The organism is Vibrio orientalis CIP 102891 = ATCC 33934 (assembly GCF_000176235.1).
GTDB lineage: Bacteria > Pseudomonadota > Gammaproteobacteria > Enterobacterales > Vibrionaceae > Vibrio > Vibrio orientalis.
Map to the genome: position 1 here is coordinate 749,857 of NZ_ACZV01000005.1, position 25,634 is coordinate 775,490.

Consider the following 25,634-nt stretch of genomic DNA (forward strand, 5'->3'; position numbering starts at 1 on the left):
CAACTTAATTGGGCGTTAGGCTTTTGGGCAAAAATTGACCAGTATCAACTTGTATCTATTTAGATTTTTCTTCTCATAAACGTGAGCAATACTTATCAAGAGAGATAGGAAATTTTCGTAACATGAGGCAAGGATTATGAGAAAATTCGTAGTATTTTTATTGATAATTTTTTGCTACGGGGCTTATGCAGAAGAAAATAATGTAAAGCTTTATAGTAGTGCCCAGGGGGAGAATGTTGTTGTTTTTGAAGATGGCTCCACACACTATTATGGTAGCGCTTTTTCTATTAAAGAAATATTAGACCGCTATAAATTTGAAATAGAAGTTTTAAAAAAAGACTATACGCAGGAAAAAGTTGTTTATCCCAACCCTATATGTTCGATATATCAAGCAGATAAAACAATAACATGTGATTGCAGTGGTGATAGAAGTTGCTTTGTTGATAATCACTCGTGTTATTGCATGCCGGAATGGGAATTTGATTTGGTTGCTAAGCCAGTTAATGGTGACAAAGAAGAAGTCTGCGAGAACTGTGGGGGGACAGGGGTAAAAGATAAAGAAATTTGCACTAGTTGTGGTGGCTCTGGGTACAAATAGCCTAACAAGCAATTTAAGAGGGATTCACAACGCTTGGCACTTTTGCTTCTACTTCAAATTTAGTGTTTATGGCACAATGCGTTAGGTTGGGTGGAGGCGTTGTTCACCCCTTAATTGGGCGTTAGGTGAAGGAGGGCGGATGAACAAGAATAGGTTCATAAATGACGTTATTAAGCCATGGGAAGAGTTAAATCTACTTCTTGTAAATCAGTTTGCATTTCAACCAGACCTATCGGATGTAACCCGTTTGGCTGGAGGGATTTCTATAGCATTACGACACCAAGTGGATTTTTCAGAGTTGAGTGATCGGCAAGCAAATGAAATGTGTTTTTCACAAAACTTAATCGTGGATGCAGGTGATTTTTACAAACATGGTGAACTGAGAAACGCGAGTAGAAATTGCCCAATAGCCGTGGTTTCAAACTTTGAATATAAAGATAATGAGTTCGCTTTTCTTCGAAACGCTGTTCTTTTAGAGCACCGCACTCACGGAAATTATGATTTTATGGAAGAGTCATTAAAAGCTATTCGGTTCTGGATTCAACAGCACGGCTACGATATTACATGGGAAAGTGAAATAAAGTTAGCTCCAAGACGTTTCCAGCATGAAGCTATGCTGAAATTTGACCCTAAATACTGCTTTGAGATGTCTAGTACTAGAATCCAGTTCTTCAAAGAGAATTGTGTTGGCACCCTAGAGCCATATAGACCAGAAGAATTCCGATTTTCTGTATACTAATTCACCTAACAATAAATTTAAGCAGATTCGCAACGCTTGGCACTTTTGGTTTGAATCGGCTTAGGTGTTTACGGCACAATTCTTTAGGTAAGTGGTAGCGTTGCTCACTACTTAATTTGGCGTTATGTGTCTCAGAAAATTTTCATTGCCAATATGCAATAATGCACCTAATATGCGTCGATTTTTCTATTAGGAGTAATTGTAATGAAAAAGCTACTGGTAATGGTTTCAATGTCGTTCCTATCCTTTGGAGCAACGGCTGCTTTCATACACCCACTAGACTTTGATGGTTCCGACGTACAAAAAAATGAAGTAATTGCGTATATCCAGAGTAGGGTTAAGAAAGACTATTGTCAGACAATTGATATGTGCCAAGAAAGCATGCTGCGAATAATGGAAAATGAAAATCTCGATGCTTTTAAACGACTTACTCAAGCAAAAAGTCGAGATATTCTAGATCGCGCAATACATGATTATTGCGGCACAGTTGATATGTGTACATATCAAATGATTGAAATGATGTACAAAGAGAATGTAAAGGCATCTCAACAACAATTATCTTGGTAGTGGTTAGTACTACTTATTTATTTGCACTTCGCTATATATTCAGAGGTAATATGAAAAAACTAGTTTTCTTATTGTCGTTATTGAGCTTTAGCTCTTTTGCTACAGAAACTAATTCCATTTCTATCGTTGATAAAAATTTAAGCTATGCCAAAAATTTATCAATGAGTATGGAATGTTCTAAAGGCTTGAACTCGGTTTCGATAAACGTCTTTTCTGGTAATGGCAATTTGTACTTTCATCGAGACTCCAACTCTACGATGGGAACCTACTTAGCTCCATTTACACCTAGTGGGGATGGCTCGGATGTACTTGAAACAGGCATAACGTTCCAAGACTACAAAGTTAATAGGATTAATGATTTCTATATATCAGCAGAAACGTTGAAGAAAAAGAAAGGTGAGGTTATTGCAATCATCTATAACGAATTCTATTCATGTGATGTCGAGCTTCATGACTAAGAACACATAACAATAAATTTAAGAGTGATTCACAACGCTTGGCGCTTTCACTTCAAGCCAGTTTAGTGTTTATGGCACAATGCTTTAGGTAAGGTGTCAGCGTTGTTCACACCTTAATTTGGCGTTATGTTTTCTACCGTAAGATGACTGTTTCGTCAATTTAGTTCTTATGATTCAATGTGTTGTGTAGGTTATATTCAAAAGGAGAACGGAATGTATACTCATAACCATGTTGAATGCAGTGCATGTCAAAGCTCAGTCGTTGGCTGGACTATGGAGCTAATTCAATTAGATAAACTTTATAGCTTAGTTTGCCCAGAGTGTGGTTCAGGAAACGAGTTTTACGCTAAGTGCAATTTCACTTCTGAAGGTATCGAAAATGGTGCAGTAGAAATGAGAAAAACTTGAACCCCAAACATAACAATAAATTTAAGCAGATTCGCAACGCTTGGCACTTTCAGTTTGAATCGGCTTTAGTGTTTACGGCACAATGGGTTAGGTAGGTGGCAGCGTTGCTCACTACTTAATTTGGCGTTATATACCTCCAATCAATTGATTTTAAGGGTAACTTTAATAATCGTTACGATAGAAAGTTGTTGTTTCTCAAACGGGGGCGACATCAGTACGATTCGTTTCTTTTTCAATTAGTTTAATATGAATAAAATTACCTTACTTCTACTATCTTTAGTCGCCCTTGGTGGTTGCGTAACACGTAAAGTTCCTGTTATGCCTGCAGCTAAATCGATTGGTGAAATTTCTGAAGTAGCAATACGCAACCTTCAATGTGAGATGATTGATACTTACACTTTGGGTGACTCTCACCCTAACAATGTTACACCTATTTTGAAAAATCAGACTTATATGTCTGGTGGTAATAGATACCGAATTGCTGAGGTTTTAGATACCAGTCGTGGACGTCCGAGCAGCGTTGTTGCTGAAATATTTATGTGTAACTCAGCTACATACAAGGCAAAACCAGCTGGTATCGTTAGTTTGTTACCCGGTGCTCACGCAGTTAAACCGATAGCGTTTGCTGAAATTGAAAACTCGACTTGTAAAGTTCTTGGTAGTCACGTGGTCGAAGAAACAAGCCCTGATGGGTTGTATACGGAACTTGCCAATGAAGTATTTATGCGTGGGGGAAATCGCTACCATATCACGAACATTATTGCGACTGATGGCTCTAACGCAACCTCTGTTGCTGCTGATATATACCGATGCAAACACCAATCAGTAGCGTTTTAAATAAATTCTAATTTTATCGATATCTAAGGCCGGTTCAGAGGGCTTCTGAATCGGTCTTTTTTGTATTTTGAAATAGGTATATAACAAAAAATTTAAGAGTGATTCACAACGCTTGGCGCTTTCACTTCAAGCAAGTTTAGTGTTTATGGCACAATGGTTTAGTTAAGGTGGTAGCGTTGTTCACACCTTAATTTGGCGTTAGGCTTTCTACAAACATGGGGTTAAAATGAAGCAAGATTTTTCTAAATTGGCGACAACTGATTATGGGAACATACTTACCAATGACCACTTTATAGATTACCACATTGGCCCTCTTTGGCAGGGTATGCCGCGAATTAGTGGAGAGGCATTCACGGTTCAGTTAGCTTCAGGTGATAATTTAATGCTTCATTCTGCAATATACGAAGCGCCTGAAGGCTCCATAATCGTTGTTGATGGCGTTGATAGTGAGTATGCAGTTGCGGGCGGTAATGTGTGTGCAGTTGCTAAGAGTCGAGGAATAAAAGGTTTCATCATTGATGGTGTAATTCGGGACTTGGGTGAAATTTCAGATATGAAATTTCCAGTTTTTGCGAAAGGTGTTCATCCGGTACCAGGCAAGAAAGATGTCTATTGTGAGCTGGGTGTTTCAATTACTTGTGGGGGAGTAAAGGTATCTACGGGAGACGTAATTGTCGCTGATTTAGAGGGTATAGTAGTTATACCTAAAGCAAGAGCAGAGGAAGTGTTCTTGTCGGCCTCAAAGAAAGCACGTGATGAAGCTTCATTAACTCTGCTTGAGTGGGAAGCGAACCACAGAGCTAAAATAGCTCTAGCAATAAGTTCTGCGAAACAAAAAGCCTAACAATAAATTTAAGCAGATTCGCAACGCTTGGCACTTTCGGTTTGAATCAGTTTTAGTGTTTACGGCACAATGTTTTAGGTTGGTGGTAGCGTTGCTCACTACTTAATTTGGCGTTATGACACAACGTTCATCACATATTGTATGTACAGCGATATAGATAAAGTATGATTGTGTCCAATGGGGTTGTGTGAAAGACGACAAAAAGGGCGAATATTGGTTATTTCCATGCTAACCTTGAGGCGCTTTCGCGATCCTTAATTAGCGCAGCAATTCAAAAGATCGCGAAAGCGCTCTCAAGGTAGTGAGATAACAAATACTTCGGCTTCGATTTTTTGCCTTTTTACTCATATCCTATTGAAAATAAATAACATTTCATTCAAATATTGACGGCTTTGGTTGTGTCATAACAAAGCATTTAAGTTGATTCGAGCCTATGGGCGATTTTGGTATGCATTAAGTAGATTTGGCAAACTCGCAGTGCAGACAGTCATGTGGTTGCGGCTCTCACAACTTAATGCTGCGCGTTATGTTTATCCTCATGGGAGGCAAATTTGGCACGTAAAACACTAATCAATGAGTTTCACCTTTTTGAGATAAATATAAAGGGAACGCTTAGCTATTTGTTGCTAAAAAACACTACGATTGACCCTCGTTCAATTCAAGAAGATGTTTTTAGTCAGCATTCAGAATTAGCACGACAGCAAGTGGATGTATTGCTTAAATTTCATTTGTCCTCTCTCGGTGAAGCACCTCAAAAAGTTAGCAAGATTGGAAGCATGGAAGCGTTTCCAATAGGGGAAGAGCTATATTCTGATCTAGAAAAACAAAAGCTTGAAGTTAAACTCATACGTTACTCGAATAGTAGCTCTCTGATTTTAGGTACTGCTGAGAGTGACGAAGCGTTTTTAGAGGCTTATTTTGATGATATTGACGATTATGGTGAGGGTTATAGCTCGATGGTCGAAACATACATTGTTCATTTTATGCCAAGTGTAAACTACAGGCACCTGAGTGATATCGACAAAACTTTCTCTAATTGTACGGTATATGACTATGAAGCAATGGCTTGGGTAGCACCAAGGTAAATAAACATAACAATAAATTTAAGCAGATTCGTAACGCTTGGCATTTTTTCTTTGAATCAGCTTCAGTGATTACGGCACAATGGTTTAGTTGGGTAGTCGCGTTACTCACTACTTAATTTGGCGTTATATGCTCTGGGCTTTCAAACCCTTAATCTCGCTCACAGATATATTTCAAAGGTAGCGTATTCTGGTTGATTCATATGGTCTGTGAGAGTTCCAGTATGCGTAAACTAAAAATCGATACTTATTCTTGTGATTCAGGTGAGTTGAAAGACAGCTTGTCTATTCCCCTTGGTTTGGCCAAAGTCGTAGCGAATATAATACCTCAGAATATATCGTCTAAATTCGACGAAAATGGTGAACAACTAGAAGCCTTAGTAAATGCGTTAAAGGACACTAAGACGAAAGGAACTCTACTGGAAGTGGAAGATAAAGCGGGCAACGAGCGTGTTGTGATTTCAGTGGTCTAAACGAGTACGCATATAACAATAAATTTAAGAGTGATTCACAACGCTTGGCGCCCTCACTTCAAGCCAGTTTAGTGTTTATGGCACAATGCCTTAGCTAAGGTGACTGCGTTGTTCACACCTTAATTTGGCGTTATAAGCCTAGGAGAATTTTGTGCTTGATGATATCAGTAATAAAAAGATATTAAAGCTGTTCAATGAGTTACTTGACGGAATTTCTGAATCTGCTCAGAAACTGACGCTGAAAGAGGTTTTAGAAAAGAGTAAGCCGCTTACTCTAGAGTTGTTCTCAAATAACATTGAAGAGTATTTCTACTTTATTACAGCACAGCGGGTAACTAAATCGTTTTCGACCAAGTTAGGAGCTGTGATTGAAAAAATCAGTGTAATCTTGGTTGAGTCACAAGGTGGCACAATTGTAAAAGGTAAACCGAACCCTTTTGATCTTAAATTTGTACACCCTAATGGTTGTGAATATTGGATCGAGATTAAATCTATAAACGCACAAAACAGTAGTAACTCACAGACTATTAAAGAGCGGAAAGAGCTCGCTGATGTTGCTGGTTGTATATTTAGGCTGTGTATGTATAACGATGACAGAAGATCGAAAGAAGAATATAAGCTAAATGGTGCTGAGTTTTGGGAGCTGGTTGGTGGTAGCAAATCTACGGGAGACGAGGTTCTTAAGTTAATTTCAGGTTTGGCTTCACAGGTAAGCTTCAATGAAATTGTAAAATCAAGAGCCATTGAACTTCGTAGTCAGTACATAAAAGGCTTATAACAATCTGTTTAAGAGTGATTCGCAACGCGTGGCATTTTTACTGTGCGTTGGTTTTAGTGTTTAAGGTGTTATGCGGCAGCTTCGGTATTGGGTTGCTCACACCTTAACAGGGCGTTATGTTTACTTGTATTTCAAAGGCTTAAAGGTCTTAGGCTCTAGTTCTTTGTCCCTCTGGCAAGTAGTCCCTAGTAGACTCAGCAAATCCGCATTGTCGGCCTAAGTTCTTGAATCACTCAGCCTGTAAAACATGCCAATGTTCGTGGGTTGCTTCATTGTCAGGTCGTGGCGGTCGGCTTCTTGTCTAACTGGCTTTAAGTCGCTTTTGGGTTCTTTGCCAATTAGCACCCTACCTTGGCAGTTGCCTCGGCAATTTTCCATTGTCTTGCGCTTTGGTTGGAAAGACAGGGCGCTTGTTAGTGATTGGTCGGGTTGCCTCATTGGGCAGGGAAGGGGAATTACTCGTTTCTGGTTGGTCGCCTTTGGTGGCCAAGTTGGTTTCAGCCTTGTGGTTTGCTTCAGAAAAATAGTCAGAAATAGCAGTTCTTTCTCAAGTAAATCATATGTTTGTGGTAAAACATAACAAACAATTCAACAGTGATTCGCAACGCTTGGCGCTTTCACTTCAGGTTGAGTTTAGTGTTTACGGCGCAGTGGTTTAGTTCAGTGGCTGCGCTGCTCACACGTTAATTGGGCGTTATATTTATCGAGGAAATATGGACACATCAGTCATTGAAAATGTACTTACAAGCACTGTTTTTATGGGAATAGCTGCATTCGTTGCTCGCTCATTGTTTACTCACTATTTGAATAAAGATATCTCAAACTTTAAACAGCAGCTTCAGAATGACGCTTCGAAACAAGTAGAATCTTATAAGTCAGAATTAGAAAAAGATCGGTTAAGGTTACAAATTTCCTATGGAGGGATATTTGAAAAGCAGGCTAATGCTATTCTCGAGCTATACCAATATTTATTAAAATTAGATCAAGCAAGGTATCTAGCAGTCCATGACTCCAAATTACCAACAGATAGAAGAAAAGAATTTATGCCCCATTGGCGCGAAATTCGCAATAAATATTCTGAACTTCGAGTCTTACTTCCTGAGCATATCGATCAAGACTTAGAGGACTTCTTTTCTCAAATGTTCAAGAATATTCTTAAGTATAACTCATTAGATCAGAGGCTTACATCTAATGTTAGTGATGAAGAATATGAAAAAATTGAGGAAGCACAAGAAGAGGTGTTTCAATTCTTAGAACAAAAAATACCGGCGTTACAGGAGTCTTTGATTTCAGAAATGAGAAAGACTCTCGGAGTGCATATCGAAAAATAAATATAACAAGCAATTTAAGAGGGATTCATAACGCTTGGCACTTTTGCTTCTACGTCAAATTTAGTGTTTATGGCACAATATTTTAGGTTTGGGTGGAGGCGTTGTTCACCCCTTAATTGGGCGTTAGGCTTCATTTTAGTTAGGTATATAAATTCGTGGAAAAAACAGAAAAAATTGCATTGGGTGTGTTTGTCGGAGTAGTAGCGATATTTCTAATTTACGCTGCGTCTTTAATTTTATTAACTTGGCCTATATCTGAGTTTTCAATTAATAAATCAGGCGTATTTGGGGATAGTTTTGGAGCTCTTACTTCTATTTTCTCAGGTCTTGCATTTGCAGGTGTGGTTTGGACAATTGTTTCCCAACGTGAAGAGTTAAAGGTCACTAGGGATGAGCTTAAAAACCAAGGGTTTGAAAATGCTTTTTTCCAAATGTTGAAATTACACAATCAAATCATAAATGAAATAGACTTAGTAAACACCCGTAAAGAGGCTGGAGTGGTTAGGACTGCGGGTAGGGATTGTTTTGTAACCTTTGCTAACCGTTTCTTTGAGCACTACGATGTGCAAGTTAGAAAGGATGATGATCTCGAGGGTGAATCAAACCGACTTTATGCTGCTTATTCGAGTTTCTGGGATGATAATGGGCATGAACTAGCTCACTACTTTAGATTTTTGTATAACATTTTTAAGTTTATTGATGAAAGTGAAATTGAAAATAAGCAATTTTACTCTCGCCTGGTACGGGCTCAGTTGTCTGACCAAGAGTTGATTCTTATCTACTATAATAGCTTCGGTCCATATGGGAAGAAATTCCAGTCCTATATAGAAACATTTCAGTTAATGGATAACCTACAAAAATCATACTTAATTCATGAATCACATATGACGCTTATTAGTGATAAAGTTAAGTTCTGTGAACCAGAAGCCTAACAATAAATTTAAGAGTGATTCACAACGCTCGGCGCTCTCACTTCAAGCTAGTTTAGTGTTTATGGCACAATGCGTAGGTAAGGTGTCAGCGTTGTTCACACCTTAATTTGGCGTTAGGCAACAGGAGCCTACTTTAGACATGGTCTTTTTCGGCTCAGTAATTATTACGTTTTAGGTTTGTTTCGTTCGATAACACTCACAGATATCGCGAGAAATAAAATGTCCTTGATTAAGAAAAAGTTGGTAACTAAAACTCCATCAGAGACTTTCCATGTGTTTGGGGTGGTGAGAAGAAAGCTCAATGTAGTAACAAAAATAATTGTTGCCGCGATACCGGAAAAGTAAGCTACTTTTTTATTTTTAATACCAATGATAAGTCCTATAGCTACGACAATTTCTGTTGCACCTATAATGTTAGATACTGCTTGAACGGAGATGATGTTATATAACCAACCCATAGCGAAATGATTTTCTACCAAGGGTTGAATGAGCTTAGCTTCAGTTGGTGTAAATTTGTAAATTCCAATCCAAGCCAGAACCAATGAGACGCCAAAAACACCGATAAGGTATCCAATGTTGTCACTTTTTAAATTGTTTTCTACAGCATGCATAAATTATATTCCTCATTATTAGCATGGAGAAGAAGACCTAGAGAACGCTAAAAAAATTTCGTTGATAGCAGTTACCTAACAATAAATTTAAGAGTGATTCACAACGCTTGGCACTTTTGCTTCTACTTCAGTTTTAGTGTTTATGGCACAATGCTTTAGGTTTGGGTGGTTGCGTTGTTCACACCTTAATTTGGCGTTATGTTCTTACCGAAAAATGCGAGCGTATAAGCAATTAGTTGATTAATTTGTAAAATAGATTCAGCCTATTGATCTTAATCAGTATATCGTCTCAATTTCTTGCGGATATTCAAGTTGCATATAATTTTGTATGCAATTTGATTTAGAGGTTCAAATGCAAGTTTACAAAGACATTGACAATGATTCTGGTGTAAGAGGTTACGAAATTGGATCTGACTATATAACAGTTTGGTTTGATGGTACTGCCCGTTCTTACACTTATAGCTACTCGAGTGCTGGAAGTTCTCATGTTGAGACAATGAAAAAATTAGCTGTTTCAGGGGACGGACTAAACGCGTACATCAATAACAATGTCAAATTCAAATATGTACGTTAGTAGTTGAAAGTACGAACATAACAAGCAATTTAAGAGGGATTCACAACGCTTGGCACTTTGGCTTCTACTTCAGTTTTAGTGTTTATGGCACAATGCTTTAGGGCTGGGTGGAGGCGTTGTTCACCCCTTAATTGGGCGTTATATTTCGCTTTAGTTCAGTACGTTATAATGTTGAAAATCAAGTCGAAAGCCGAAACGTGAATACGTCTCTCAGTGGTGGTCTCCTGAGACTGATGATGGCAGCCTCGATTTACTTTGCGTCAAATCCACCTGTTTTTGTGGTGCAGTTTCTCTTAGCGGAAATTGTGGGGTTTTTAACTAGTCAGACTAAGGAGGGAGAGCTTATGGGTATGAAAATTATCAACAAAATTAGTAGTAAATTTAAGCAACTTTCAAAATGTGTTGCCATGTTTTGGGAGAACCACCGCTCTTTTAAGTTTAACTTACTGATGATCTGGTGAAATTCCAGTGAAAAGAGCAAATCAGTAGGTGCGCATAGCCCAAATCACCTATAGCGCACTGAAATATAACAAGCAATTAAAGAGGGATTCACAACGCTTGGCACTTTTGCTTCTACTTCAAATTTAGTGTTTACGGTACAATGCGTTAAGTTGGGTGTAGGCGTTGTTCACCCCTTAATTGGGCGTTAGCATGCTTTGTACGAAATCATAGATGACATTAGATGGGATCGTAACCTACGTTTTAAGAGTATGAATACTCTGAGGCTAGGGCTATGTTTGAACATCAGAAGAAATATGAAGCATTTATTCGTGAGCAAGGCGTAGGGCAAAATGATAAAGTGGCTGACTCTTGTAAGTCTTATGTTTCCTACTTAAATGGTGTGGAGAAGCATGCAAATATTAGAATTAACTCAAAAACTCTAGCAAGTGAAAACGATATTTCAGCTATAGTCGCGAAGCTTCATGAATCGCATGAAATATCTGATAGAACAATCGCCAACTACGTGTCTGCTATGAGGCTGTATGTGAATATGGTGAATCAATCAGCCCCGCATGCTAACAATCAATTTAAGAGGGATTCTCAACGCTTGGCATTTTTGCTTCTACTTCAATTTAGTGTTTATGGCACAATGCTTTAGGTTTGGGTGGTAGCGTTGTTCACCCCTTAATTGGGCGTTATGTGTTTTTAGGAAAAAAATGGAAATTTTCGAAATTCAACTAGGAAACTCAATCGGTCCAGTCAAGCTCGGTATGACAGAAACTGAAGTGAGCAATGTTATCGGAGCCCCTGATTGCATCTATGGTCATCGCCATCATTTTTTAGACGGTCTCATGGTAGATTTTGATAATGAAGGAAGAGTTGAGTTCATTGAAGCCGCTGCGTCTGAGTTGTTTTCAACGACATTGCTTGGCTTAGACGTACATAGGACATTAGCAACTAATGTGCTCGAACGAATTCAGCTAGAAGGTAACTATGATCATTCTGATCCAGAGTTAGGCTATAGCTACGTATTTAAAGAGCTTCAGTTATCTTTCTGGCGTCCAACTCTTCCTGACTTAGAAGAAGGTGAAGGGTTGTACTTTCAATCGGTGGCAATTGCTTCCGAGGGTTACTTTGAGTAAACACATAACAATAAATTTAAGCAGATTCGCAACGCTTGGCACTTTTGGTTTGAATTAGCTTAAGTGTTTACGGCACAATGTTTTAGGTAGGTGGTAGCGTTGCTCACTACTTAATTTGGCGTTATGCAGCTACTTGAAATTCCCGAAAAATAATAGATGTATTGAAAGAGAAGTAACATGTACAAGAAACTATTTATCCTTAGTCTACCCGTTCTATTGGCAGCATGTGCTGCGCCAAAATATACAGCGGAAGCAATCTCGCAAGAGAACCAGAGTAAAGAAATCACTATCGTGAAAGATGACGCGACACGAGAAATTTTCTTAGATTCAATGCAAGAGTGGTGTTTGGATACTGCTCATAAATGTACTGTTGTAAGTGATGGAACTTCCCCGAAAAGCTCGGAACTTACACTTACTTACGTATCACGTTGGAGCTGGGACTTCAGAACGTTTATCGCAGATGCCAAAGTTAAAGCGTATAGAAATAGCGAGAAAGTTGGTGAAGTTGAGTTCAAGGCACCAAATAGTGCAAATTCAGATAAGTGGGGAGACGACAGCAAACGAATCATCGCAATGATGGATTTGTTGTTTGGGAAGCAGACTGTAAGTGAGGCTCAGTCCAAAATAAAGTCAGGTGAAATGTAGCGGCATAACAATAAATTCAAGTAGATTCGCAACGCTTGGCACTTTCAGTTTGAATCGGTTTCAGTGTTTACGGCACAATGGTTTAGGTAGTTGGTAGCGTTGCTCACTACTTAATTTGGCGTTATGTTTTGCAAATCGCCAGATCCGAAGATCTGGCGGCTGATTTGGTAGGCGTCCGTGTGGAAGTTAGAAGCTACGCTGCATATTTACGCGGTTTGCCACTTCCAAATATTCAAAGATATGCGTTGGAATATTTTGCAAAAATGCGGTTAGATCGACTTCCATTGCCTCGGTAAAGCCTGCGCGGCATGGGAATGGGTCGGTGTTACCCACAATAAGCAGCTTCGGCGTTTTTCCTTCCCAAATCAGTTTTGCTTCGTATTCGGGATTATTGACTTCAACAACACATGTGTTTACTTCTGAACGGAAAATTCCATCTTTGATGGTATAGCCATTGTAAAATGTGATTGGTGTTTTTGAAGACGTTGGGAAAGTGACTGGTGCATTTGGCACCGAACTGCCTTCTCCAGGAAAAGTAATGGCTGTGTTTGCAGAGGCAACAGATGATGCAATAAATGTCATTAGGCCAAGCAATTTTATCGTTTTCATGATACTTCCTATTATTTTTATTTGGGAACATTCCCAGTTCGAAATGTACAGTACGCGCAGGTGATAATGAATATCAATTGCATTTATTTTGGCGGAGTGTCACATATTATTTTTATATAAGCTTCTGTTTATTGATTACCCTAAGTTTGTCGTAGCGGTTGGTTTTAAATGTTACTGGCTCTAAGTCGCTTTGAATGTATTTGCCAATTGGCACCTCGGCTTAGCAGTTGCCTCGGCAATTTGACATTGTTCTGCGCTGTGGTTGGAAAGAGAGGGTGCTTGTTGAACGTTGGTCGGGTTGCCTCATTGGGCAGGGAAGTGGACTTACGCGTTTTATGTTTGGTGCATCTGGCGGCCCAGTGAGTTTTGGCGTGTGACTGACTTCTTGAAATACGGTCAAAAGTGCAGTTCTTTGCCAAATAAATCAGTCGTTTGTGGTAAAACATAACAAGCAATTTAAGAGGGATTCACAACGCTTGGCATTTTTGCTTCTACTTCAAATTTAGTGTTTATGGCACAATGCTTTAGGTTTGGGTGGAGGCGTTGTTCACCCCTTAATTGGGCGTTAGGCTTCCTAGGAGGGGCACTAGATGATAAGACAGGCGATTTGGGCATTTCTACGTCTTGTAGTTGTTTTATTTCTATACCTGCCCGTAGCGTATGCGTTTTTGATCATTATTCAAACATCTCGTCCTCGATTCCTCGAAATGAACTGGGATGCCTACATTTGGTTTACGGTCTTGCTATTGGTCGTAGGCTATTGCTTGCTTCGTTTTTCACGTACAAAAGAATTTGGGAAGCTGTTTCTAATTAGTGTACTCGGGGTCTCTGTGCTAATGATGTATGAAGGTCAGTCTTATACGTTCAGCACCCAGGACATATCAGCGAATGCCTTGTACGTGGCTTTTCTGTTCTTGATTCCTGCTATTCACTTTATATTGCCTTCAGTATGGACGAGACCGTTTTTGTTTTTGCTTCCTGTTAGTGCTTTGAGTTGGTTTTTACGAATGTCGATATATCAGCCAGTTTGTTTTTCTTATGAGATATACGTAAGTAAGTCAACGTTGAGCCCAGAGCAATACGATAAGGTTTTTGAATTAGTGCTACAAAGCTTCCCAACCACGTTTATCGGTGGGTCAATGGCATTTGGGCTATTAATCCCATATTGGTTCGCATTGTATGGTCCTAACCCTGCTTCAACGTACAGAAGCCTAACAATAAATTTAAGAGTGATTCACAACGCTTGGCGCTTTCACTTCAAGCAAGTTTAGTGTTTATGGCACAATGCTTTAGGTAAGGTGTCCGCGTTGTTCACACCTTAATTTGGCGTTAGTATTTCCTGTGATGTATTTAGCACTTTTGGTCTAGACTTTATGTGAACCAAAAGGAGGTAGTTATGCCTAAATATGTCATAGAAAGAGAGGTGGAAGGCGCTGGAGGCCTATCAGCGGAAGAACTTCAAGGTATCTCACAGAAATCGTGTAGTGTCCTAGAGGCTTTAGGTCCAAAAATTCAGTGGCTGGAGACATTTGTTACTCCAAACAAGATTTACTGTGTTTTTATCTCTGAAGATGAGTCACTGATTCGTAAGCATGCAGAAATGGGAGAGTTCCCAGTTAGTCAAGTAAACGAAATAAAGTCAGTGATTGACCCTACGTCAGCAGAGGTTGCGTAGCTGCAACTATATTGACTACTTCAGGTACAATACTAACAATCTGTTTAAGAGTGATTCGCAACGCTTGGCATTTTTGCTATGCGTTGCGTTTTGTGTTTAAGGTTGTATGCAGGAGCTTCGGTATTGCGTTGCTCACACCTTAACAGGGCGTTATGCAGCTAGTTTTACAATGTCACACTTTGGTTTTATATTGAGCTATCTAATGGACTGAATATATGACTAAATGAGGTAATTATGTTTGACTTTGTAAGCGGGGTGGCCACAGGAGTAGCAGGTAACTTTGCTACTAAGCTTATTGAAGCATTCTGGGGTAGCAATAAGTTGTATTCTGAAACACCAGAACCTAACAATGATGAGAATCAACCCGATGGTTCAGCGCATAGTGGTGTCCAGTCCCCTAAACTTTTTGAGACGTTTCATATCAAGAATGGCTTTAAGGACATATTGCTCTATGTTGAAAAGCCAGTAGTACACGCTATCGTTGAAGACTCTCCAACTACTCACTACCACCTAATTACACTGGTTATTGAGTGCCAAAAAACTGGAGAGTGGTTTGTTTCCCAAAAAGGGGAAATGGCATTTGAAGGTGGCGGTGGCGGTATCAGAGTGGCACAAAATGTCATTGAACTGTGTGCTGAAAGAAGAGTAAAAGTTACGCCTTGGGTTCTGGATGTTGAAAAAGCAGAATTATTATCTTCAGGTCGCTTACTTTGGCATGACGTTAAGCAAGAGTTGATTCCACTATTGACGTATGCCAAAAGTGAATATTTTATTAATCGCATAGCTAAACGATATAGAGAGCTAACTGCATAACAATGCATTTAAGAGTGATTCGCAACGCTTGGCAGTTTCGCTTCGCTCAAGTATAGCCAAGCGCTGCTCACACCTTAATGCGGCGTTAGGTTTCGGAAAGGGATATATGGAAATCAAAGACTACAGTGATGACTTTTTGGAAGCAGTAAGCGAGCTGTATTTGAGCGCTAGGGTTTCTACGTTTACTTGGCTTGACACCAGTGACTATCAACTTTCAGACTTTAGCCGAGACACTGAAGGTGAACGTGTTTTAGTGGCTGTTGCTGGTGGTGAGGTATTAGGGTTTATTTCAATCTGGGAACCAGAGAATTTTATACATCACTTATATATTTCTAATAACCACCAAGGGAAAAACATAGGTACTCAGTTGTTAGAAAAGGCTAAGTCTTCATATAGCAGTTTGAGCCTAAAGTGTATGGCGGAAAACGAAAGAGCGATTGGTTTCTATGAATCCAATAGTTTCATGAAGGTGCAAAAGGGCGCTGACAGCTTGGGCGACTACTATCTCATGGAGTTCAGCGCAAAAACCTAACAATAAATTTAAGCAGATTCGCAACGCTTGGCACTTTTGGTTTGAATTAGCTTAAGTGTTTACGGCACAATGTTTTAGGTAGGTGGTAGCGTTGCTCACTACTTAATTTGGCGTTATGACGCAGGGCAAAAATGGACAGAATCGTAGAATTAATAAAGCGGGATCCAGTAAGGACTGAGGCACTAAATAATGTGTCTCAGCTGAATTTACCTCAGTGTTATATAGCAGCGGGTTTCGTCCGAAATCTAGTTTGGGACTCGTTGCATGAGTTTAAATCTACTACTCCTTTGAATGACGTTGATGTCATCTACTACGACCCGAACGAATCTAGTTCTGATACTTACTTGGATTATGAAGCACACTTGAAAGGCTGTATGCCAGAGCTCAACTGGCAAGTTCGAAATCAAGCTCAAATGCATCAACGTAATGGTGACGAACCTTATCAAAGTTCAGTGGATGCTATGAGCTATTGGCCTGAAAAAGAAACAGCCGTTGGCGTTCGTCAAACAGCCATGAATCAATATGAAGTTGTCTCAGCGTTTGGGTTTGAATCGTTATTTGGCTACTGCGTCACGCATAACCCTAAAAGGTCACGAGCAACATTTGAAAATCGTGTAAATTCGAAAGGGTGGTTAGTTAGATGGCCATCTTTGAGAATTGCGCCATAACAATAAATTTAAGCAGATTCGCAACGTTTGGCACTTTTGGTTTGAATCAGCTTTAGTGTTTACGGCACAATGTTTTAGGTAGGTGGTAGCGTTACTCACTACTTAATTTGGCGTTATACATTTTCGAGGAAGTTATGGATTTAGAGAATATTGCTTCGATAGCAACAGCAATTGGCGTTGGTGTTGCAACTTGGCAGATATGGGAGAGTCGAAAGCTTGCTCAAGCTACGTTTGAAGACTCTTTTAACCAACAATATAGAGATTTGATTTATGCAATCCCAGTTGATGTGCTTCTCGGGAAAGACTTACCTGAGCTTGAAAAGTTAAAGGCGCGTGAAATTGTATTTAACTATCTCGATTTATGTAACGAACAAATTGCTCATAGGAACACTAAGCGCATAAGCGAACGCCTTTGGAAGAACTGGGCGAGTGGAATTGAAGAAAATATTAATAGAGCTTTGTTTTCTGAGGTTTGGTCTGAAGTTAAGGAATCTGCCCCTGGTACATTTAGTTTTTTGGAGAAACTAGAGAAAGAAGGCTTCAAGTCAGACCCTAAGGTTTGGACAAATGTATAACAAGCAATTTAAGAGGGATTCACAACGCTCGGCATTTTTGCTTCTACTTCAAATTTAGTGTCTATGGCACAATGCTTTAGGTTTGGGTGGAAGCGTTGTTCACCCCTTAATTGGGCGTTATGTTGCTACTGAGGTTCTATGCTTAGAATAAGCTAAGATTGAAGGAAAGAGTCTCGTGAAAACTGTATTGGAATCAGAGCTAGTTTGCCCGAAATGTGGACATGAAAGCCGAGAGATCATGCCCACAGACTCATGTCTCTATTTCTATGAGTGCAAAGGGTGTGGTGAGCTGCTTAAGCCTAAGGTTGGCGATTGTTGTGTATTTTGTTCTTATGGCAGTGTTCCATGTCCTCCAATCCAAGAACAGGGAAAGTGTTGTAATTAGTCCGTTGAGCCCTGTTTCTACACCGAAGAAAATCAACATAACAATAAATTTAAGAGTGATTCACAACGCTTGGCGCTTTCACTTCAAGCTAGTTTAGTGTTTATGGCACAATGCTTTAGCTAAGAGGTTAGCGTTGTTCACACCTTAATTTGGCGTTATAACGAGGAGGTAACTTGGCAATATCTGACAGTAACCCTGATAGAAGAAACCTGGTAGTTCTATCAACATCTATAGTGCTTTATTTTCTCGCTGGTGGTGAGCTTATCGATGATAATGTTCGATTACAGGTCATAAATGTCCATTTCAACAAACCTGAGGTACTTGTATATTTTGTGTGGGGCTTACTCGCATGGTTTACTTACCGCTATTGGATAAATTACAAAGGTTCATGGAAAGACGGCTATTACACTGAGATGGGCTCTGAAATTTCATCAAAGATATGCTATCGGTATATGGTCAAAAAATTTAGTCTATCGGATAACTTTGAGAGATCATATTACCCAGACAGACATTGGCTATCTGTTTCGGGTGATGGCGTGGTTAAGTCAATTTCATTTCGTCATATATATAAGTTGGAAAGTGGGCAGCAAAAGTCAGAAACTAAGAGTATCGAGTCTCCTGCGGACAGATTTATGATTTTTATATGTACGGTAGTGATTTTCTTAAAGGAACCTAGTCTTTCCACTTACTTTATGCCGTATGTATTCGCTCTTGTTGCTATAACTTTAGGTATCAACTCATCGTTATAACAATAAATTTAAGCAGATTCGCAACGCTTGGCATTTTTGGTTTGAATCAGCTTAAGTGTTTACGGCACAATGCTTTAGGTAAGTGGTAGCGTTGCTCACTACTTAATTTGGCGTTATGCCTATAAGAGGAAATATGGATAGTAAATGGGAGTGTATTGGGTGCGGGCATAGCAATGAACACTCATCATTGAAGTGTGAAAAGTGCGGGGCCTTAGGCAAAGAGCTTGCAAATAAGCAGATGGCAAATCACCTATTAGGGAATGACAAAATGAAATCGGAGTTTGAATACTGCTGTGATAAATGTGGTTCAGAGTCATATGAGGTTGGTGAGTTAAGAGCCAGTGGTGGATTTTGGAGCACATTTTTCAATTACAACAAACACCGTTTTTATTTCTTATCATGCAGTAGCTGCGGTCACACCGAGTTTTACAAACGAGGTCTAGGTACAGGACAAAAAATACTTGATTTTCTGGGTGGTTAGCATAGGCATAACAATAAATTTAAGAGTGATTCACAACGCTCGGCGCTTTCACTTCAAGCAAGTTTAGTGTTTATGGCACAATGGTTTAGGTAAGGTGGTAGCGTTGTTCACACCTTAATTTGGCGTTAGTGCGCAAAGACAAAAATTACAATTAGCAGGATTTAAAATGAGTGAAATTGCTCGTTTCATATCTGGTAAAGCTCCAGATAAATTTGGTCGCAATGTAGAGCAGTTGTTAGCTTACAACCACTTCTGGTTAGAGCATGATCATAAGTATATTCAAGTTCTTTTCCCGATTGATGAGGGTACTAAGTTCAATCAACATGCTCCTTTGGTAACTCAAGCAGATCGAGAGGCTTTTGCTAACTCAGAAGAATTGCGCATTGCCCACTTAAAAGCACTCGACCTTTTACTCGAGTTTTGGGGATTGCAGCGAGATGGGTGTGAAATTTCTTCATTACTGGAACTAAGTCCTGCTAACCACGTCTGGCTTAAAAGTCATGACCACAACCAACTCCGCCTGATCCGAGCAATTCGTAGTTTGTATTTACTCGGTAATGAGCAGATAGCAGCTAACTTGTGTGACTTTCTAGTGGCTGCAGCTAGGGAAACCGGCATGGTTTCAGAAAAAACGGTCGAGTATTGGCGTAACGCGCTTAAGAGTAAGGGGATCGCTGAAAAAGCGCACTAACAATAAATTTAAGCAGATTCGCAACGCTTGGCACTTTTGGTTTGAATTGGCTTAGGTGTTTACGGCACAATTCTTTAGGTAAGTGGTAGCGTTGCTCACTACTTAATTTGGCGTTATGTTTACTTGTATTTCAAAGGCTTAAAGGTCTTAGGCTATAGTTCTTTGTTCCTTTGGCAATTCGTCCCTAGTAGACTCAGCAAATCCGCATTGTCGGTCTAAGTTCTTGAATCACTCAGCCCGTAAAACATGCCAATGTTCGTGGGTTGCTTCATTGGCAGGTCGTGGAGGTCGGCTTCTTGTTTAACTGGCTTTAAGTCGCTTTTAGGTTCTTAGCCAATTAGCATTTCAGTTTGGCAGTTGCCTCGGCAATTCAGCATTGTTTAGCGCTTTGGTTGGAAAGAAAGGGCGCTTGTTGTTGCTTGGTCGAGTTGCCTCATTGGGCAGGGAAGTGGACTTGCTTGTTTTAGGTTGGTCGCTTTTGGCGGGCAAGTTGGTTCTGGCCTTGTGGTTTGGTTCAGAAAACTGTTCAGAAATAGCAGTTCTTTCTCAATTAAGTCAGTAACTTGTGGTAAAACATAACAAACTGTTTAAGAGTGATTCGCAACGCGTGGCATTTTTACTATGCGTTGGTTTTAGTGTTTAAGGTGGTATGCGGAAGCATCGGTATTGCGTTGCTCACACCTTAACAGGGCGTTAGGTGCTCTCGTTGTCTGAGGAATGGAGATTCAAATGAACAAACTCGATGAAGATATTGGCTCATTTGCAGGTGTATACTCACTATTTGGTGTACTAGATGAATACCATGATAAGCAATATCTCGACAATCTGGAGTATAAAAGACGTTCCGAAAAGGAACTGTCTGATTACATTTCATCTGCCCAGACATCTATGGAAGAAATGGGAGAGGATTACGATTACCACAATTATGACTATGGTGTTGAACAAGAGCTAAGATTAGAAGAAATGGCTGCAAATGCTCAATTTGATTTCTTCAACGAAGCTAAAGAGTTGCATGCATTAGCGCTCATCGAAATGAAAGTAATGTTTCTATATAAAGAAATCGAGATTCGATTGAAGCAGATAATTTCTACCTACTATTCTCAAAAAACCAGCCAGTTATCAAATTTAAGAGCGTTGAATAGCTGTTTTGCAAGCAATGGGGTCGCTCTCGAAGAGATAAATGGCTATCAATTCATTGACGATTTAAGGCGAGTCAATAATGACTTAAAACATTCGCTGAAGATTAACGCTTCGAAAAAGATCAAGGTATTCAAAAGCAAAACAAAATTTGATAGCGAATCGTTGGGTGTGTTTTTAAAACTCGCGTCGTACGAAATAGAATCTTTTTTCAACCTTCTGATTAGAAAGATAAATGGTGAGGACGTTGTTGAGTTGGGTGATAGCAGCTTTCTTGGAGAAATCCCTTTTTAATTTGGACACGCACCTAACAAGGCGTTATGACACAACGTTTATCACATATTGTATGTACAGCGATATAGATAAAGTATGATTGTGTCCAATGGGGTTGTGTGAAAGACGACAAAAAGGGCGAATATTGGTTATTTCCATGCTAACCTTGAGGCGCTTTCGCGATCCTTAATTAGCGCAGCAATTCAAAAGATCGCGAAAGCGCTCTCAAGGTAGTGAGATAACAAATACTTCGGCTTCGATTTTTTGCCTTTTTACTCATATCCTATTGAAAATAAATAACATTTCATTCAAATATTGACGGCTTTGGTTGTGTCATAACAAAGCATTTAAGTTGATTCGAGCCTATGGGCGATTTTGGTATGCATTAAGTAGATTTGGCAAACTCGCAGTGCAGACAGTCATGTGGTTGCGGCTCTCACAACTTAATGCTGCGCGTTATGAGTATACAGAATTTAATTGGATTACAAGGAGTATAAATAGAAACATGAAAGATACATCGAAAGGAAGTCTAGAAAACAACTCGACGCAGAAAGTTACGATGGCGGATGAGCAAGGAAATATTGCATCTGTCAAAACGGGTCGAGCGCCATCTCTTGGAAGGGGGCTAAGTGAACTCGTGGGTGGGAGCCTGTTTGGAGTTATTTGGATTAATACAACGGCTGAATCAGGCCCCCAATACTGGAGCTTGATAGGGTATTTTATAATCGCTTCCTCTGTCATCACCGGTATTTACCATATGTATAATGCATTTGCTAAAAACAGATTTTCAGCCCAAGACATAGTCTCTCCTGACAAAGAGCCCGACCCATTAAATAGGGTATTGGGGCATGATGTGCGACAAGATCATTCTTACTGCACAAATTGCGGTGAAAAAACTAATGACGATAATAAATTTTGCTCAAACTGCGGTACTAAAGTGGTGTAAAAATACACATAACAAGCAATTTAAGAGGGATTCACAACGCTTGGCGCCCTCACTTCAAGTCAGTTTAGTGTTTATGGCACAATGCTTTAGGTTTAGGGGGAGGCGTTGTTCACCCCTTAATTGGGCGTTAGTTTGCTCCGAAAAAACCTAGAATTCAGTATTAAAGGAGAGTGCATATGGAAGAGTCAGTTTTGGCATTTTTTCGAATGTTAGGTTCCTTATTAAAGACAATTGTTCAGTTAATCATTATTGAGCGTATTGGTTACGGTGTAGGTTGGGTAGTATCGAAAGCGGTTACATTTGGGCGTTTCCCATCTTCAGAGGTAACGGAATCAGAACGTGGAAAAGTCAGCTATATTGGGCTTGCAAGTATAGCTTTAGTTCTTCTAGGAATCGCTGTGTTCAATGGTATGTAGCGCGAGTTTGGTTACGCAACTAACAAGCAATTTAAGAGGGATTCACAACGCTTGGCACTTTTGCTTCTACTTCAAATTTAGTGTTTATGGCACAATGTTTTAGGTTGGGTGGTAGCGCTGTTCACCCCTTAATTGGGCGTTATGTTTGCTTGTATTTCAAAGGCTTAAAGGTCTTAGGCTCTATTTCTTTGTCCCTCTGGCAATTCGTTCCTAGTAGACTCAGCAAATCCACATTGTCGGTCTAAGTTCTTGCACCTATCAGCCCGTAAAACATGCCAATGTTCGTGGGTTGCTTCATTGCTAGGTCGTGGCGGTTGGCTTTTGGTTTAACTGGCTCAAAGTCGTTTTTAGGTTCTTAGCCAATTAGCATTTCAGCTTGGCAGTTGCCTCGGCAATTCAGCATTGTTTTTCGCTTTGGTTGGGAAGACAGGGCGCTTGTTGGTGCTTAGTCGGGTTGCCTCATTGGGCAGGGACGTGGAATTACTGGTTTTGGGTTAGTCGCCTTTGGTGGTCAAGTCGGTTCCAGCCTTGTGGTTAACTTCAGAAAATCAGTCTGAAATAGCAGTTCTTTCTCAAGTAAATCATGTGTTTGTGGTAAAACATAACAATAAATTCAAGCAGATTCGTAACGCTCGGCATTTTTGCTTTGAATCGGCTTCAGTGTTTACGGCACAATGGTTTAGGTAAGTGGAAGCGTTACTCACTACTTAATTTGGCGTTATGTTTACTTGAAATTCAAAGGCTTAAAGGTCTTGGGCTCTAGTTCTCTGTCCCTCTGGCAATTCGTTCCTAGTAGACTCAGCAAATCTGCATTGTCGACCAAAGTTCTTGAATCTCTCTGCCCGTAAAACATGCCAATGTTCGTGGGTTGCTTCATTGTCAGGTCGTGGCGGTCGGCTTCTTGTGTAACTGGCTTTAAGTCGCTTTTAGGTTCTTAGCTAATTGGCATTTCAGCTTAGCAGTTGCCTCGGCAATTCAGCATTGTTTTGCGCTTTGGTTGGAAAGACAGGGCGCTTGTTGTTGCTTGGTCGAGTTGCCTCATTGGGCAGGGAAGTGGACTTACTTGTTTTAGGTTGCTCGCCTTTGGTGGTTAAGTTGGTTTCAGCCTTGTGGTTTGCTTCAGAAAACTGGTTAGAAATAGCAGTTCTTTCTCAAGTAAATCAGTCATTTGTGGTAAAACATAACAAACAATTCAACAGTGATTCGCAACGCTTGGCGCTTTCACTTCAGGTTGAGTCTAGTGTTTACGGCGCAGTGTTCAAGTTCAGCGTCTGCGCTGCTCACACGTTAATTGGGCGTTAGGTTTCGGAAAGGGATATATGGAAATCAAAGACTACAGTGATGACTTTTTGGAAGCAGTAAGTGAGCTGTATTTGAGCGCTAGGGTTTCCACGTTTACTTGGCTTGACACCAGTGACTATCAACTTTCAGACTTTAGCCGAGACACTGAAGGTGAACGTGTTTTAGTGGCTGTTGCTGGTGATGAGGTATTAGGGTTTATTTCAATCTGGGAACCAGAGAATTTTATACATCACTTATATATTTCGAATAACCACCAAGGGAAAAACATAGGTACTCAGTTGTTAGAAAAGGCTAAGTCTTCATATAGCAGTTTGAGCCTAAAGTGTATGGCGGAAAACGAAAGAGCGATTGGTTTCTATGAATCCAATAGTTTCATGAAGGTGCAAAAGAGCGCTGACAGTTTGGGCGACTACTATCTCATGGAGTTCAGCGCAAAAACCTAACAATAAATTTAAGCAGATTCGCAACGCTTGGCACTTTTGGTTTGAATTAGCTTAAGTGTTTACGGCACAATGTTTTAGGTAGGTGGTAGCGTTGCTCACTACTTAATTTGGCGTTATGTGTTTTTTAAGGAGTTTATCGATATGTCATTGTTTGAAAAAGAAGTTTCGGACAATTACAATGAATTTGCTAGTCGAATGTCAAACCTGAGAGTTCTTCAAAAAGTAGCGAAAGATTCATTTTCTAAAGAAATGTCCGCTTGCATCGAGAGTGCCAAAAGCCTTAAAGGTTGTCAATTGGGTGATGATTTTCCTATTTCCGCTCAAAATATGACTTACAATTGCCTTGAGACTGGAGAAGCTAGATTTTATGGTTTTAGTAAAATAACCATAGAAGAGCAAAAAATGAGGTTGTTCGAGCACAAAAATAAGCAGTATCAATGGTTATTAGCAGAGGCTTATGAAATTTATGCTGAGTACATCGAAACTATTTATGCCAGTGCAGGATATTGCGATCCAAGTCTTTGGCTTATGGCTGATTTTGGTAATATCCCATATTCAGAAAATATTGAACATGACATGGAGTTTTATAAGCAGCAAGCAAATAAGAAAAAAGATAAACCTAAGAGCATTCTTACACAATTTCGAAGAGTATTCCCCAAAATAGAGTCAATAGAACGAAATAATGCACACAAATTAAACATCCAGTTATCGATATCATTAATAAAGAATTTACGACACATCATTGTTCATGAAGGTGGGTCTGTGAATGATAAAGAGAGCTTTATACAAAAAGTATTGAAAGAATGCAGCTTATACAATCCCAAATCCCCGAATGAAAATCATTTAGCGTATATAGATAACTATTTTGGGGATAAAGAGTATGGAAACTTAATTTTGTTACTAGAGAAAAATTATACAACAGAGTTTCCTTTGCACATGTTTACGGATAGATTAGGTAATTTAATGGAGTTGTTAGTAGCACATGCTTCGCTAATTACTACAGAGCTACACAAACACATAACAAACAATTCAAGTTGATTCACAACGCTCGGCGCTTTCGGTTTCAACTGGTTTAGTGATTACGGCGAAGTGCTTGAGTGTGGTGGCAGCGTTGCTCACAACTTAATTGGGCGTTATGTTTACTTGTATTTCAAGGGCTTAAAATTCTTAGGCTCTAGTTCTTTGTCTCTTTGGCAATTCGTCCCTAGTAGATTCAGCAAATCCGCATTGTCGACCTAAGTTCTTGAATCACTCAGGCCGTAAAACATGCCAATGTTCGTGGGTTGCTTCATTGTCAGGTCGTGGCGGTTGGCTTCTGGTTTAACTGGCTCAAAGTCGCTTTTAGGTTCTTAGTCAATTAGCATTTTGGCTTGGCAGTTGTCTCGGCAATTCAGCATTGTTTTACGCTTTTGTTGGAAAGAAAGGGTGCTTGTTGAAAGTTAGTTGGGTTGCCTCATTGGGCAGGGAAGTGGAATTACT

General features: G+C 39.7%; 32 protein-coding genes and 1 other RNA gene. 31 read left to right on the top strand and 2 right to left on the bottom strand.

What is annotated here, in order from left to right; genetic code table 11:
* Positions 1-136 precede the first annotated feature (136 nt).
* The 12 genes from VIA_RS14175 to VIA_RS14230 all read left to right on the top strand — a co-directional run bounded on the left by VIA_RS14175 (position 137) and on the right by VIA_RS14230 (position 9,047).
* Positions 137-598, top strand: a complete 462-nt coding sequence (locus VIA_RS14175) for a hypothetical protein (RefSeq protein WP_004418211.1) — start codon at positions 137-139, stop codon at positions 596-598.
* Positions 599-737: 139 nt separating this feature from the next.
* Positions 738-1,337, top strand: coding sequence for a hypothetical protein (locus tag VIA_RS14180; protein ID WP_004413682.1), 600 nt, complete (start codon positions 738-740; stop codon positions 1,335-1,337).
* Between the two features lie 204 nt (positions 1,338-1,541).
* Positions 1,542-1,904 (top strand): hypothetical protein, encoded by a 363-nt coding sequence (locus VIA_RS14185; RefSeq protein WP_004418213.1) that lies wholly within the window; start codon positions 1,542-1,544, stop codon positions 1,902-1,904.
* Between the two features lie 50 nt (positions 1,905-1,954).
* Positions 1,955-2,362 carry a hypothetical protein gene (locus VIA_RS14190; RefSeq protein WP_004418215.1) on the top strand — a complete coding sequence of 136 codons (408 nt, stop codon included), beginning with the start codon at positions 1,955-1,957 and terminating at the stop codon, positions 2,360-2,362.
* Between the two features lie 213 nt (positions 2,363-2,575).
* On the top strand, positions 2,576-2,770 hold the full coding sequence (locus tag VIA_RS14195; RefSeq protein ID WP_004413685.1) for a hypothetical protein: 195 nt from the start codon (positions 2,576-2,578) through the stop codon (positions 2,768-2,770).
* Between the two features lie 246 nt (positions 2,771-3,016).
* On the top strand, positions 3,017-3,607 hold the full coding sequence (locus VIA_RS14200) for a hypothetical protein (protein WP_004418216.1): 591 nt from the start codon (positions 3,017-3,019) through the stop codon (positions 3,605-3,607).
* A 226-nt stretch (positions 3,608-3,833) separates the two neighbouring features.
* Positions 3,834-4,451, top strand: a complete 618-nt coding sequence (locus VIA_RS14205; protein WP_004413687.1) for an RraA family protein — start codon at positions 3,834-3,836, stop codon at positions 4,449-4,451.
* A 551-nt stretch (positions 4,452-5,002) separates the two neighbouring features.
* On the top strand, positions 5,003-5,536 hold the full coding sequence (locus VIA_RS14210; RefSeq protein ID WP_040896926.1) for a hypothetical protein: 534 nt from the start codon (positions 5,003-5,005) through the stop codon (positions 5,534-5,536).
* 221 nt (positions 5,537-5,757) lie between these two features.
* On the top strand, positions 5,758-6,006 hold the full coding sequence (locus tag VIA_RS14215) for a hypothetical protein (protein ID WP_004413690.1): 249 nt from the start codon (positions 5,758-5,760) through the stop codon (positions 6,004-6,006).
* 151 nt (positions 6,007-6,157) lie between these two features.
* Positions 6,158-6,784 (top strand): PmeII family type II restriction endonuclease, encoded by a 627-nt coding sequence (locus VIA_RS14220; RefSeq protein ID WP_004413691.1) that lies wholly within the window; start codon positions 6,158-6,160, stop codon positions 6,782-6,784.
* Positions 6,785-7,497: 713 nt separating this feature from the next.
* On the top strand, positions 7,498-8,115 hold the full coding sequence (locus tag VIA_RS14225) for a hypothetical protein (RefSeq protein ID WP_004413693.1): 618 nt from the start codon (positions 7,498-7,500) through the stop codon (positions 8,113-8,115).
* A 155-nt stretch (positions 8,116-8,270) separates the two neighbouring features.
* Entirely contained in the window at positions 8,271-9,047 is a 777-nt protein-coding gene (locus VIA_RS14230) for a putative phage abortive infection protein (RefSeq protein ID WP_004413694.1), read from the top strand.
* 164 nt (positions 9,048-9,211) lie between these two features.
* On the opposite strand, the gene VIA_RS14235 is transcribed toward VIA_RS14230, so the two are convergent.
* Positions 9,212-9,658, bottom strand: coding sequence for a DUF417 family protein (locus VIA_RS14235; RefSeq protein ID WP_004418180.1), 447 nt, complete (start codon positions 9,656-9,658; stop codon positions 9,212-9,214).
* Positions 9,659-10,420: 762 nt separating this feature from the next.
* Here VIA_RS14235 and VIA_RS21865 point away from each other — a divergent pair.
* The 4 genes from VIA_RS21865 (at position 10,421) to VIA_RS14260 (ending at position 12,460) form a co-directional block, all read left to right on the top strand.
* An RNA gene (locus tag VIA_RS21865) (hammerhead ribozyme type II) lies at positions 10,421-10,481 on the top strand.
* Positions 10,482-10,965: 484 nt separating this feature from the next.
* Complete coding sequence (locus VIA_RS14250) at positions 10,966-11,331, top strand: site-specific integrase (protein WP_004418185.1); 366 nt, start codon at positions 10,966-10,968, stop codon at positions 11,329-11,331.
* A 58-nt stretch (positions 11,332-11,389) separates the two neighbouring features.
* Positions 11,390-11,815 (top strand): hypothetical protein, encoded by a 426-nt coding sequence (locus VIA_RS14255; RefSeq protein WP_004413696.1) that lies wholly within the window; start codon positions 11,390-11,392, stop codon positions 11,813-11,815.
* A gap of 177 nt (positions 11,816-11,992) precedes the next feature.
* Positions 11,993-12,460 (top strand): Sbal_3080 family lipoprotein, encoded by a 468-nt coding sequence (locus VIA_RS14260; protein WP_004413661.1) that lies wholly within the window; start codon positions 11,993-11,995, stop codon positions 12,458-12,460.
* A gap of 186 nt (positions 12,461-12,646) precedes the next feature.
* Here the strand turns inward: VIA_RS14260 and VIA_RS14265 are convergent, their stop codons facing one another.
* On the bottom strand, positions 12,647-13,069 hold the full coding sequence (locus tag VIA_RS14265; RefSeq protein ID WP_004413697.1) for a hypothetical protein: 423 nt from the start codon (positions 13,067-13,069) through the stop codon (positions 12,647-12,649).
* A gap of 1,396 nt (positions 13,070-14,465) precedes the next feature.
* Between VIA_RS14265 and VIA_RS14275 the strand changes: the two genes are divergently transcribed.
* The 15 genes from VIA_RS14275 to VIA_RS14340 all read left to right on the top strand — a co-directional run bounded on the left by VIA_RS14275 (position 14,466) and on the right by VIA_RS14340 (position 25,193).
* Positions 14,466-14,744 carry a DUF4242 domain-containing protein gene (locus VIA_RS14275; RefSeq protein ID WP_004413700.1) on the top strand — a complete coding sequence of 93 codons (279 nt, stop codon included), beginning with the start codon at positions 14,466-14,468 and terminating at the stop codon, positions 14,742-14,744.
* A gap of 234 nt (positions 14,745-14,978) precedes the next feature.
* Positions 14,979-15,557, top strand: coding sequence for a hypothetical protein (locus VIA_RS14280; protein ID WP_004418189.1), 579 nt, complete (start codon positions 14,979-14,981; stop codon positions 15,555-15,557).
* A gap of 106 nt (positions 15,558-15,663) precedes the next feature.
* Positions 15,664-16,089 (top strand): GNAT family N-acetyltransferase, encoded by a 426-nt coding sequence (locus VIA_RS14285; protein WP_004413704.1) that lies wholly within the window; start codon positions 15,664-15,666, stop codon positions 16,087-16,089.
* Positions 16,090-16,220: 131 nt separating this feature from the next.
* Positions 16,221-16,757, top strand: a complete 537-nt coding sequence (locus VIA_RS14290; protein WP_038211448.1) for a nucleotidyltransferase family protein — start codon at positions 16,221-16,223, stop codon at positions 16,755-16,757.
* Positions 16,758-16,891: 134 nt separating this feature from the next.
* Positions 16,892-17,332: a hypothetical protein gene (locus tag VIA_RS14295; protein ID WP_004413709.1), complete on the top strand. Its 441-nt coding sequence runs from the start codon at positions 16,892-16,894 to the stop codon at positions 17,330-17,332.
* 175 nt (positions 17,333-17,507) lie between these two features.
* Positions 17,508-17,717, top strand: coding sequence for a GDCCVxC domain-containing (seleno)protein (locus VIA_RS22600; RefSeq protein WP_071816317.1), 210 nt, complete (start codon positions 17,508-17,510; stop codon positions 17,715-17,717).
* A gap of 173 nt (positions 17,718-17,890) precedes the next feature.
* Positions 17,891-18,466, top strand: coding sequence for a hypothetical protein (locus VIA_RS14300; RefSeq protein WP_004418193.1), 576 nt, complete (start codon positions 17,891-17,893; stop codon positions 18,464-18,466).
* 133 nt (positions 18,467-18,599) lie between these two features.
* Positions 18,600-18,947 (top strand): zinc ribbon domain-containing protein, encoded by a 348-nt coding sequence (locus VIA_RS22045; protein WP_004418689.1) that lies wholly within the window; start codon positions 18,600-18,602, stop codon positions 18,945-18,947.
* 166 nt (positions 18,948-19,113) lie between these two features.
* Entirely contained in the window at positions 19,114-19,638 is a 525-nt protein-coding gene (locus VIA_RS14310; protein ID WP_004413711.1) for an opioid growth factor receptor-related protein, read from the top strand.
* A 729-nt stretch (positions 19,639-20,367) separates the two neighbouring features.
* Positions 20,368-21,069 carry a hypothetical protein gene (locus VIA_RS14315; RefSeq protein ID WP_004413715.1) on the top strand — a complete coding sequence of 234 codons (702 nt, stop codon included), beginning with the start codon at positions 20,368-20,370 and terminating at the stop codon, positions 21,067-21,069.
* A 484-nt stretch (positions 21,070-21,553) separates the two neighbouring features.
* A complete protein-coding gene (locus VIA_RS14320; RefSeq protein WP_081453807.1) occupies positions 21,554-21,994 on the top strand; it encodes a zinc ribbon domain-containing protein in 441 nt (146 codons plus the stop codon).
* Positions 21,995-22,170: 176 nt separating this feature from the next.
* On the top strand, positions 22,171-22,410 hold the full coding sequence (locus tag VIA_RS14325; protein ID WP_004413717.1) for a hypothetical protein: 240 nt from the start codon (positions 22,171-22,173) through the stop codon (positions 22,408-22,410).
* A 1,053-nt stretch (positions 22,411-23,463) separates the two neighbouring features.
* Entirely contained in the window at positions 23,464-23,712 is a 249-nt protein-coding gene (locus VIA_RS22630; protein WP_050778704.1) for a hypothetical protein, read from the top strand.
* 17 nt (positions 23,713-23,729) lie between these two features.
* A complete protein-coding gene (locus VIA_RS14335) occupies positions 23,730-24,155 on the top strand; it encodes a GNAT family N-acetyltransferase (protein WP_004418221.1) in 426 nt (141 codons plus the stop codon).
* Positions 24,156-24,296: 141 nt separating this feature from the next.
* Positions 24,297-25,193: a hypothetical protein gene (locus VIA_RS14340; RefSeq protein WP_004413723.1), complete on the top strand. Its 897-nt coding sequence runs from the start codon at positions 24,297-24,299 to the stop codon at positions 25,191-25,193.
* The last annotated feature ends 441 nt before the right edge of the window (positions 25,194-25,634 follow it).

What these genes read in the sequence shown, in the direction of transcription:
- VIA_RS14175 (WP_004418211.1), top strand. Translation starts at nt 137, where the DNA reads ATGAGAAAATTCGTAGTATTTTTATTGATAATTTTTTGCTACGGGGCT.
- VIA_RS14180 (WP_004413682.1), top strand. Translation starts at nt 738, where the DNA reads ATGAACAAGAATAGGTTCATAAATGACGTTATTAAGCCATGGGAAGAG.
- VIA_RS14185 (WP_004418213.1), top strand. Translation starts at nt 1,542, where the DNA reads ATGAAAAAGCTACTGGTAATGGTTTCAATGTCGTTCCTATCCTTTGGA.
- VIA_RS14190 (WP_004418215.1), top strand. Translation starts at nt 1,955, where the DNA reads ATGAAAAAACTAGTTTTCTTATTGTCGTTATTGAGCTTTAGCTCTTTT.
- VIA_RS14195 (WP_004413685.1), top strand. Translation starts at nt 2,576, where the DNA reads ATGTATACTCATAACCATGTTGAATGCAGTGCATGTCAAAGCTCAGTC.
- VIA_RS14200 (WP_004418216.1), top strand. Translation starts at nt 3,017, where the DNA reads ATGAATAAAATTACCTTACTTCTACTATCTTTAGTCGCCCTTGGTGGT.
- VIA_RS14205 (WP_004413687.1), top strand. Translation starts at nt 3,834, where the DNA reads ATGAAGCAAGATTTTTCTAAATTGGCGACAACTGATTATGGGAACATA.
- VIA_RS14215 (WP_004413690.1), top strand. Translation starts at nt 5,758, where the DNA reads ATGCGTAAACTAAAAATCGATACTTATTCTTGTGATTCAGGTGAGTTG.
- VIA_RS14225 (WP_004413693.1), top strand. Translation starts at nt 7,498, where the DNA reads ATGGACACATCAGTCATTGAAAATGTACTTACAAGCACTGTTTTTATG.
- VIA_RS14235 (WP_004418180.1), bottom strand. Translation starts at nt 9,658, where the DNA reads ATGCATGCTGTAGAAAACAATTTAAAAAGTGACAACATTGGATACCTT.
- VIA_RS14250 (WP_004418185.1), top strand. Translation starts at nt 10,966, where the DNA reads ATGTTTGAACATCAGAAGAAATATGAAGCATTTATTCGTGAGCAAGGC.
- VIA_RS14255 (WP_004413696.1), top strand. Translation starts at nt 11,390, where the DNA reads ATGGAAATTTTCGAAATTCAACTAGGAAACTCAATCGGTCCAGTCAAG.
- VIA_RS14260 (WP_004413661.1), top strand. Translation starts at nt 11,993, where the DNA reads ATGTACAAGAAACTATTTATCCTTAGTCTACCCGTTCTATTGGCAGCA.
- VIA_RS14265 (WP_004413697.1), bottom strand. Translation starts at nt 13,069, where the DNA reads ATGAAAACGATAAAATTGCTTGGCCTAATGACATTTATTGCATCATCT.
- VIA_RS14275 (WP_004413700.1), top strand. Translation starts at nt 14,466, where the DNA reads ATGCCTAAATATGTCATAGAAAGAGAGGTGGAAGGCGCTGGAGGCCTA.
- VIA_RS14280 (WP_004418189.1), top strand. Translation starts at nt 14,979, where the DNA reads ATGTTTGACTTTGTAAGCGGGGTGGCCACAGGAGTAGCAGGTAACTTT.
- VIA_RS14285 (WP_004413704.1), top strand. Translation starts at nt 15,664, where the DNA reads ATGGAAATCAAAGACTACAGTGATGACTTTTTGGAAGCAGTAAGCGAG.
- VIA_RS14290 (WP_038211448.1), top strand. Translation starts at nt 16,221, where the DNA reads ATGGACAGAATCGTAGAATTAATAAAGCGGGATCCAGTAAGGACTGAG.
- VIA_RS14295 (WP_004413709.1), top strand. Translation starts at nt 16,892, where the DNA reads ATGGATTTAGAGAATATTGCTTCGATAGCAACAGCAATTGGCGTTGGT.
- VIA_RS22045 (WP_004418689.1), top strand. Translation starts at nt 18,600, where the DNA reads ATGGATAGTAAATGGGAGTGTATTGGGTGCGGGCATAGCAATGAACAC.
- VIA_RS14310 (WP_004413711.1), top strand. Translation starts at nt 19,114, where the DNA reads ATGAGTGAAATTGCTCGTTTCATATCTGGTAAAGCTCCAGATAAATTT.
- VIA_RS14315 (WP_004413715.1), top strand. Translation starts at nt 20,368, where the DNA reads ATGAACAAACTCGATGAAGATATTGGCTCATTTGCAGGTGTATACTCA.
- VIA_RS14320 (WP_081453807.1), top strand. Translation starts at nt 21,554, where the DNA reads ATGAAAGATACATCGAAAGGAAGTCTAGAAAACAACTCGACGCAGAAA.
- VIA_RS14325 (WP_004413717.1), top strand. Translation starts at nt 22,171, where the DNA reads ATGGAAGAGTCAGTTTTGGCATTTTTTCGAATGTTAGGTTCCTTATTA.
- VIA_RS14335 (WP_004418221.1), top strand. Translation starts at nt 23,730, where the DNA reads ATGGAAATCAAAGACTACAGTGATGACTTTTTGGAAGCAGTAAGTGAG.
- VIA_RS14340 (WP_004413723.1), top strand. Translation starts at nt 24,297, where the DNA reads ATGTCATTGTTTGAAAAAGAAGTTTCGGACAATTACAATGAATTTGCT.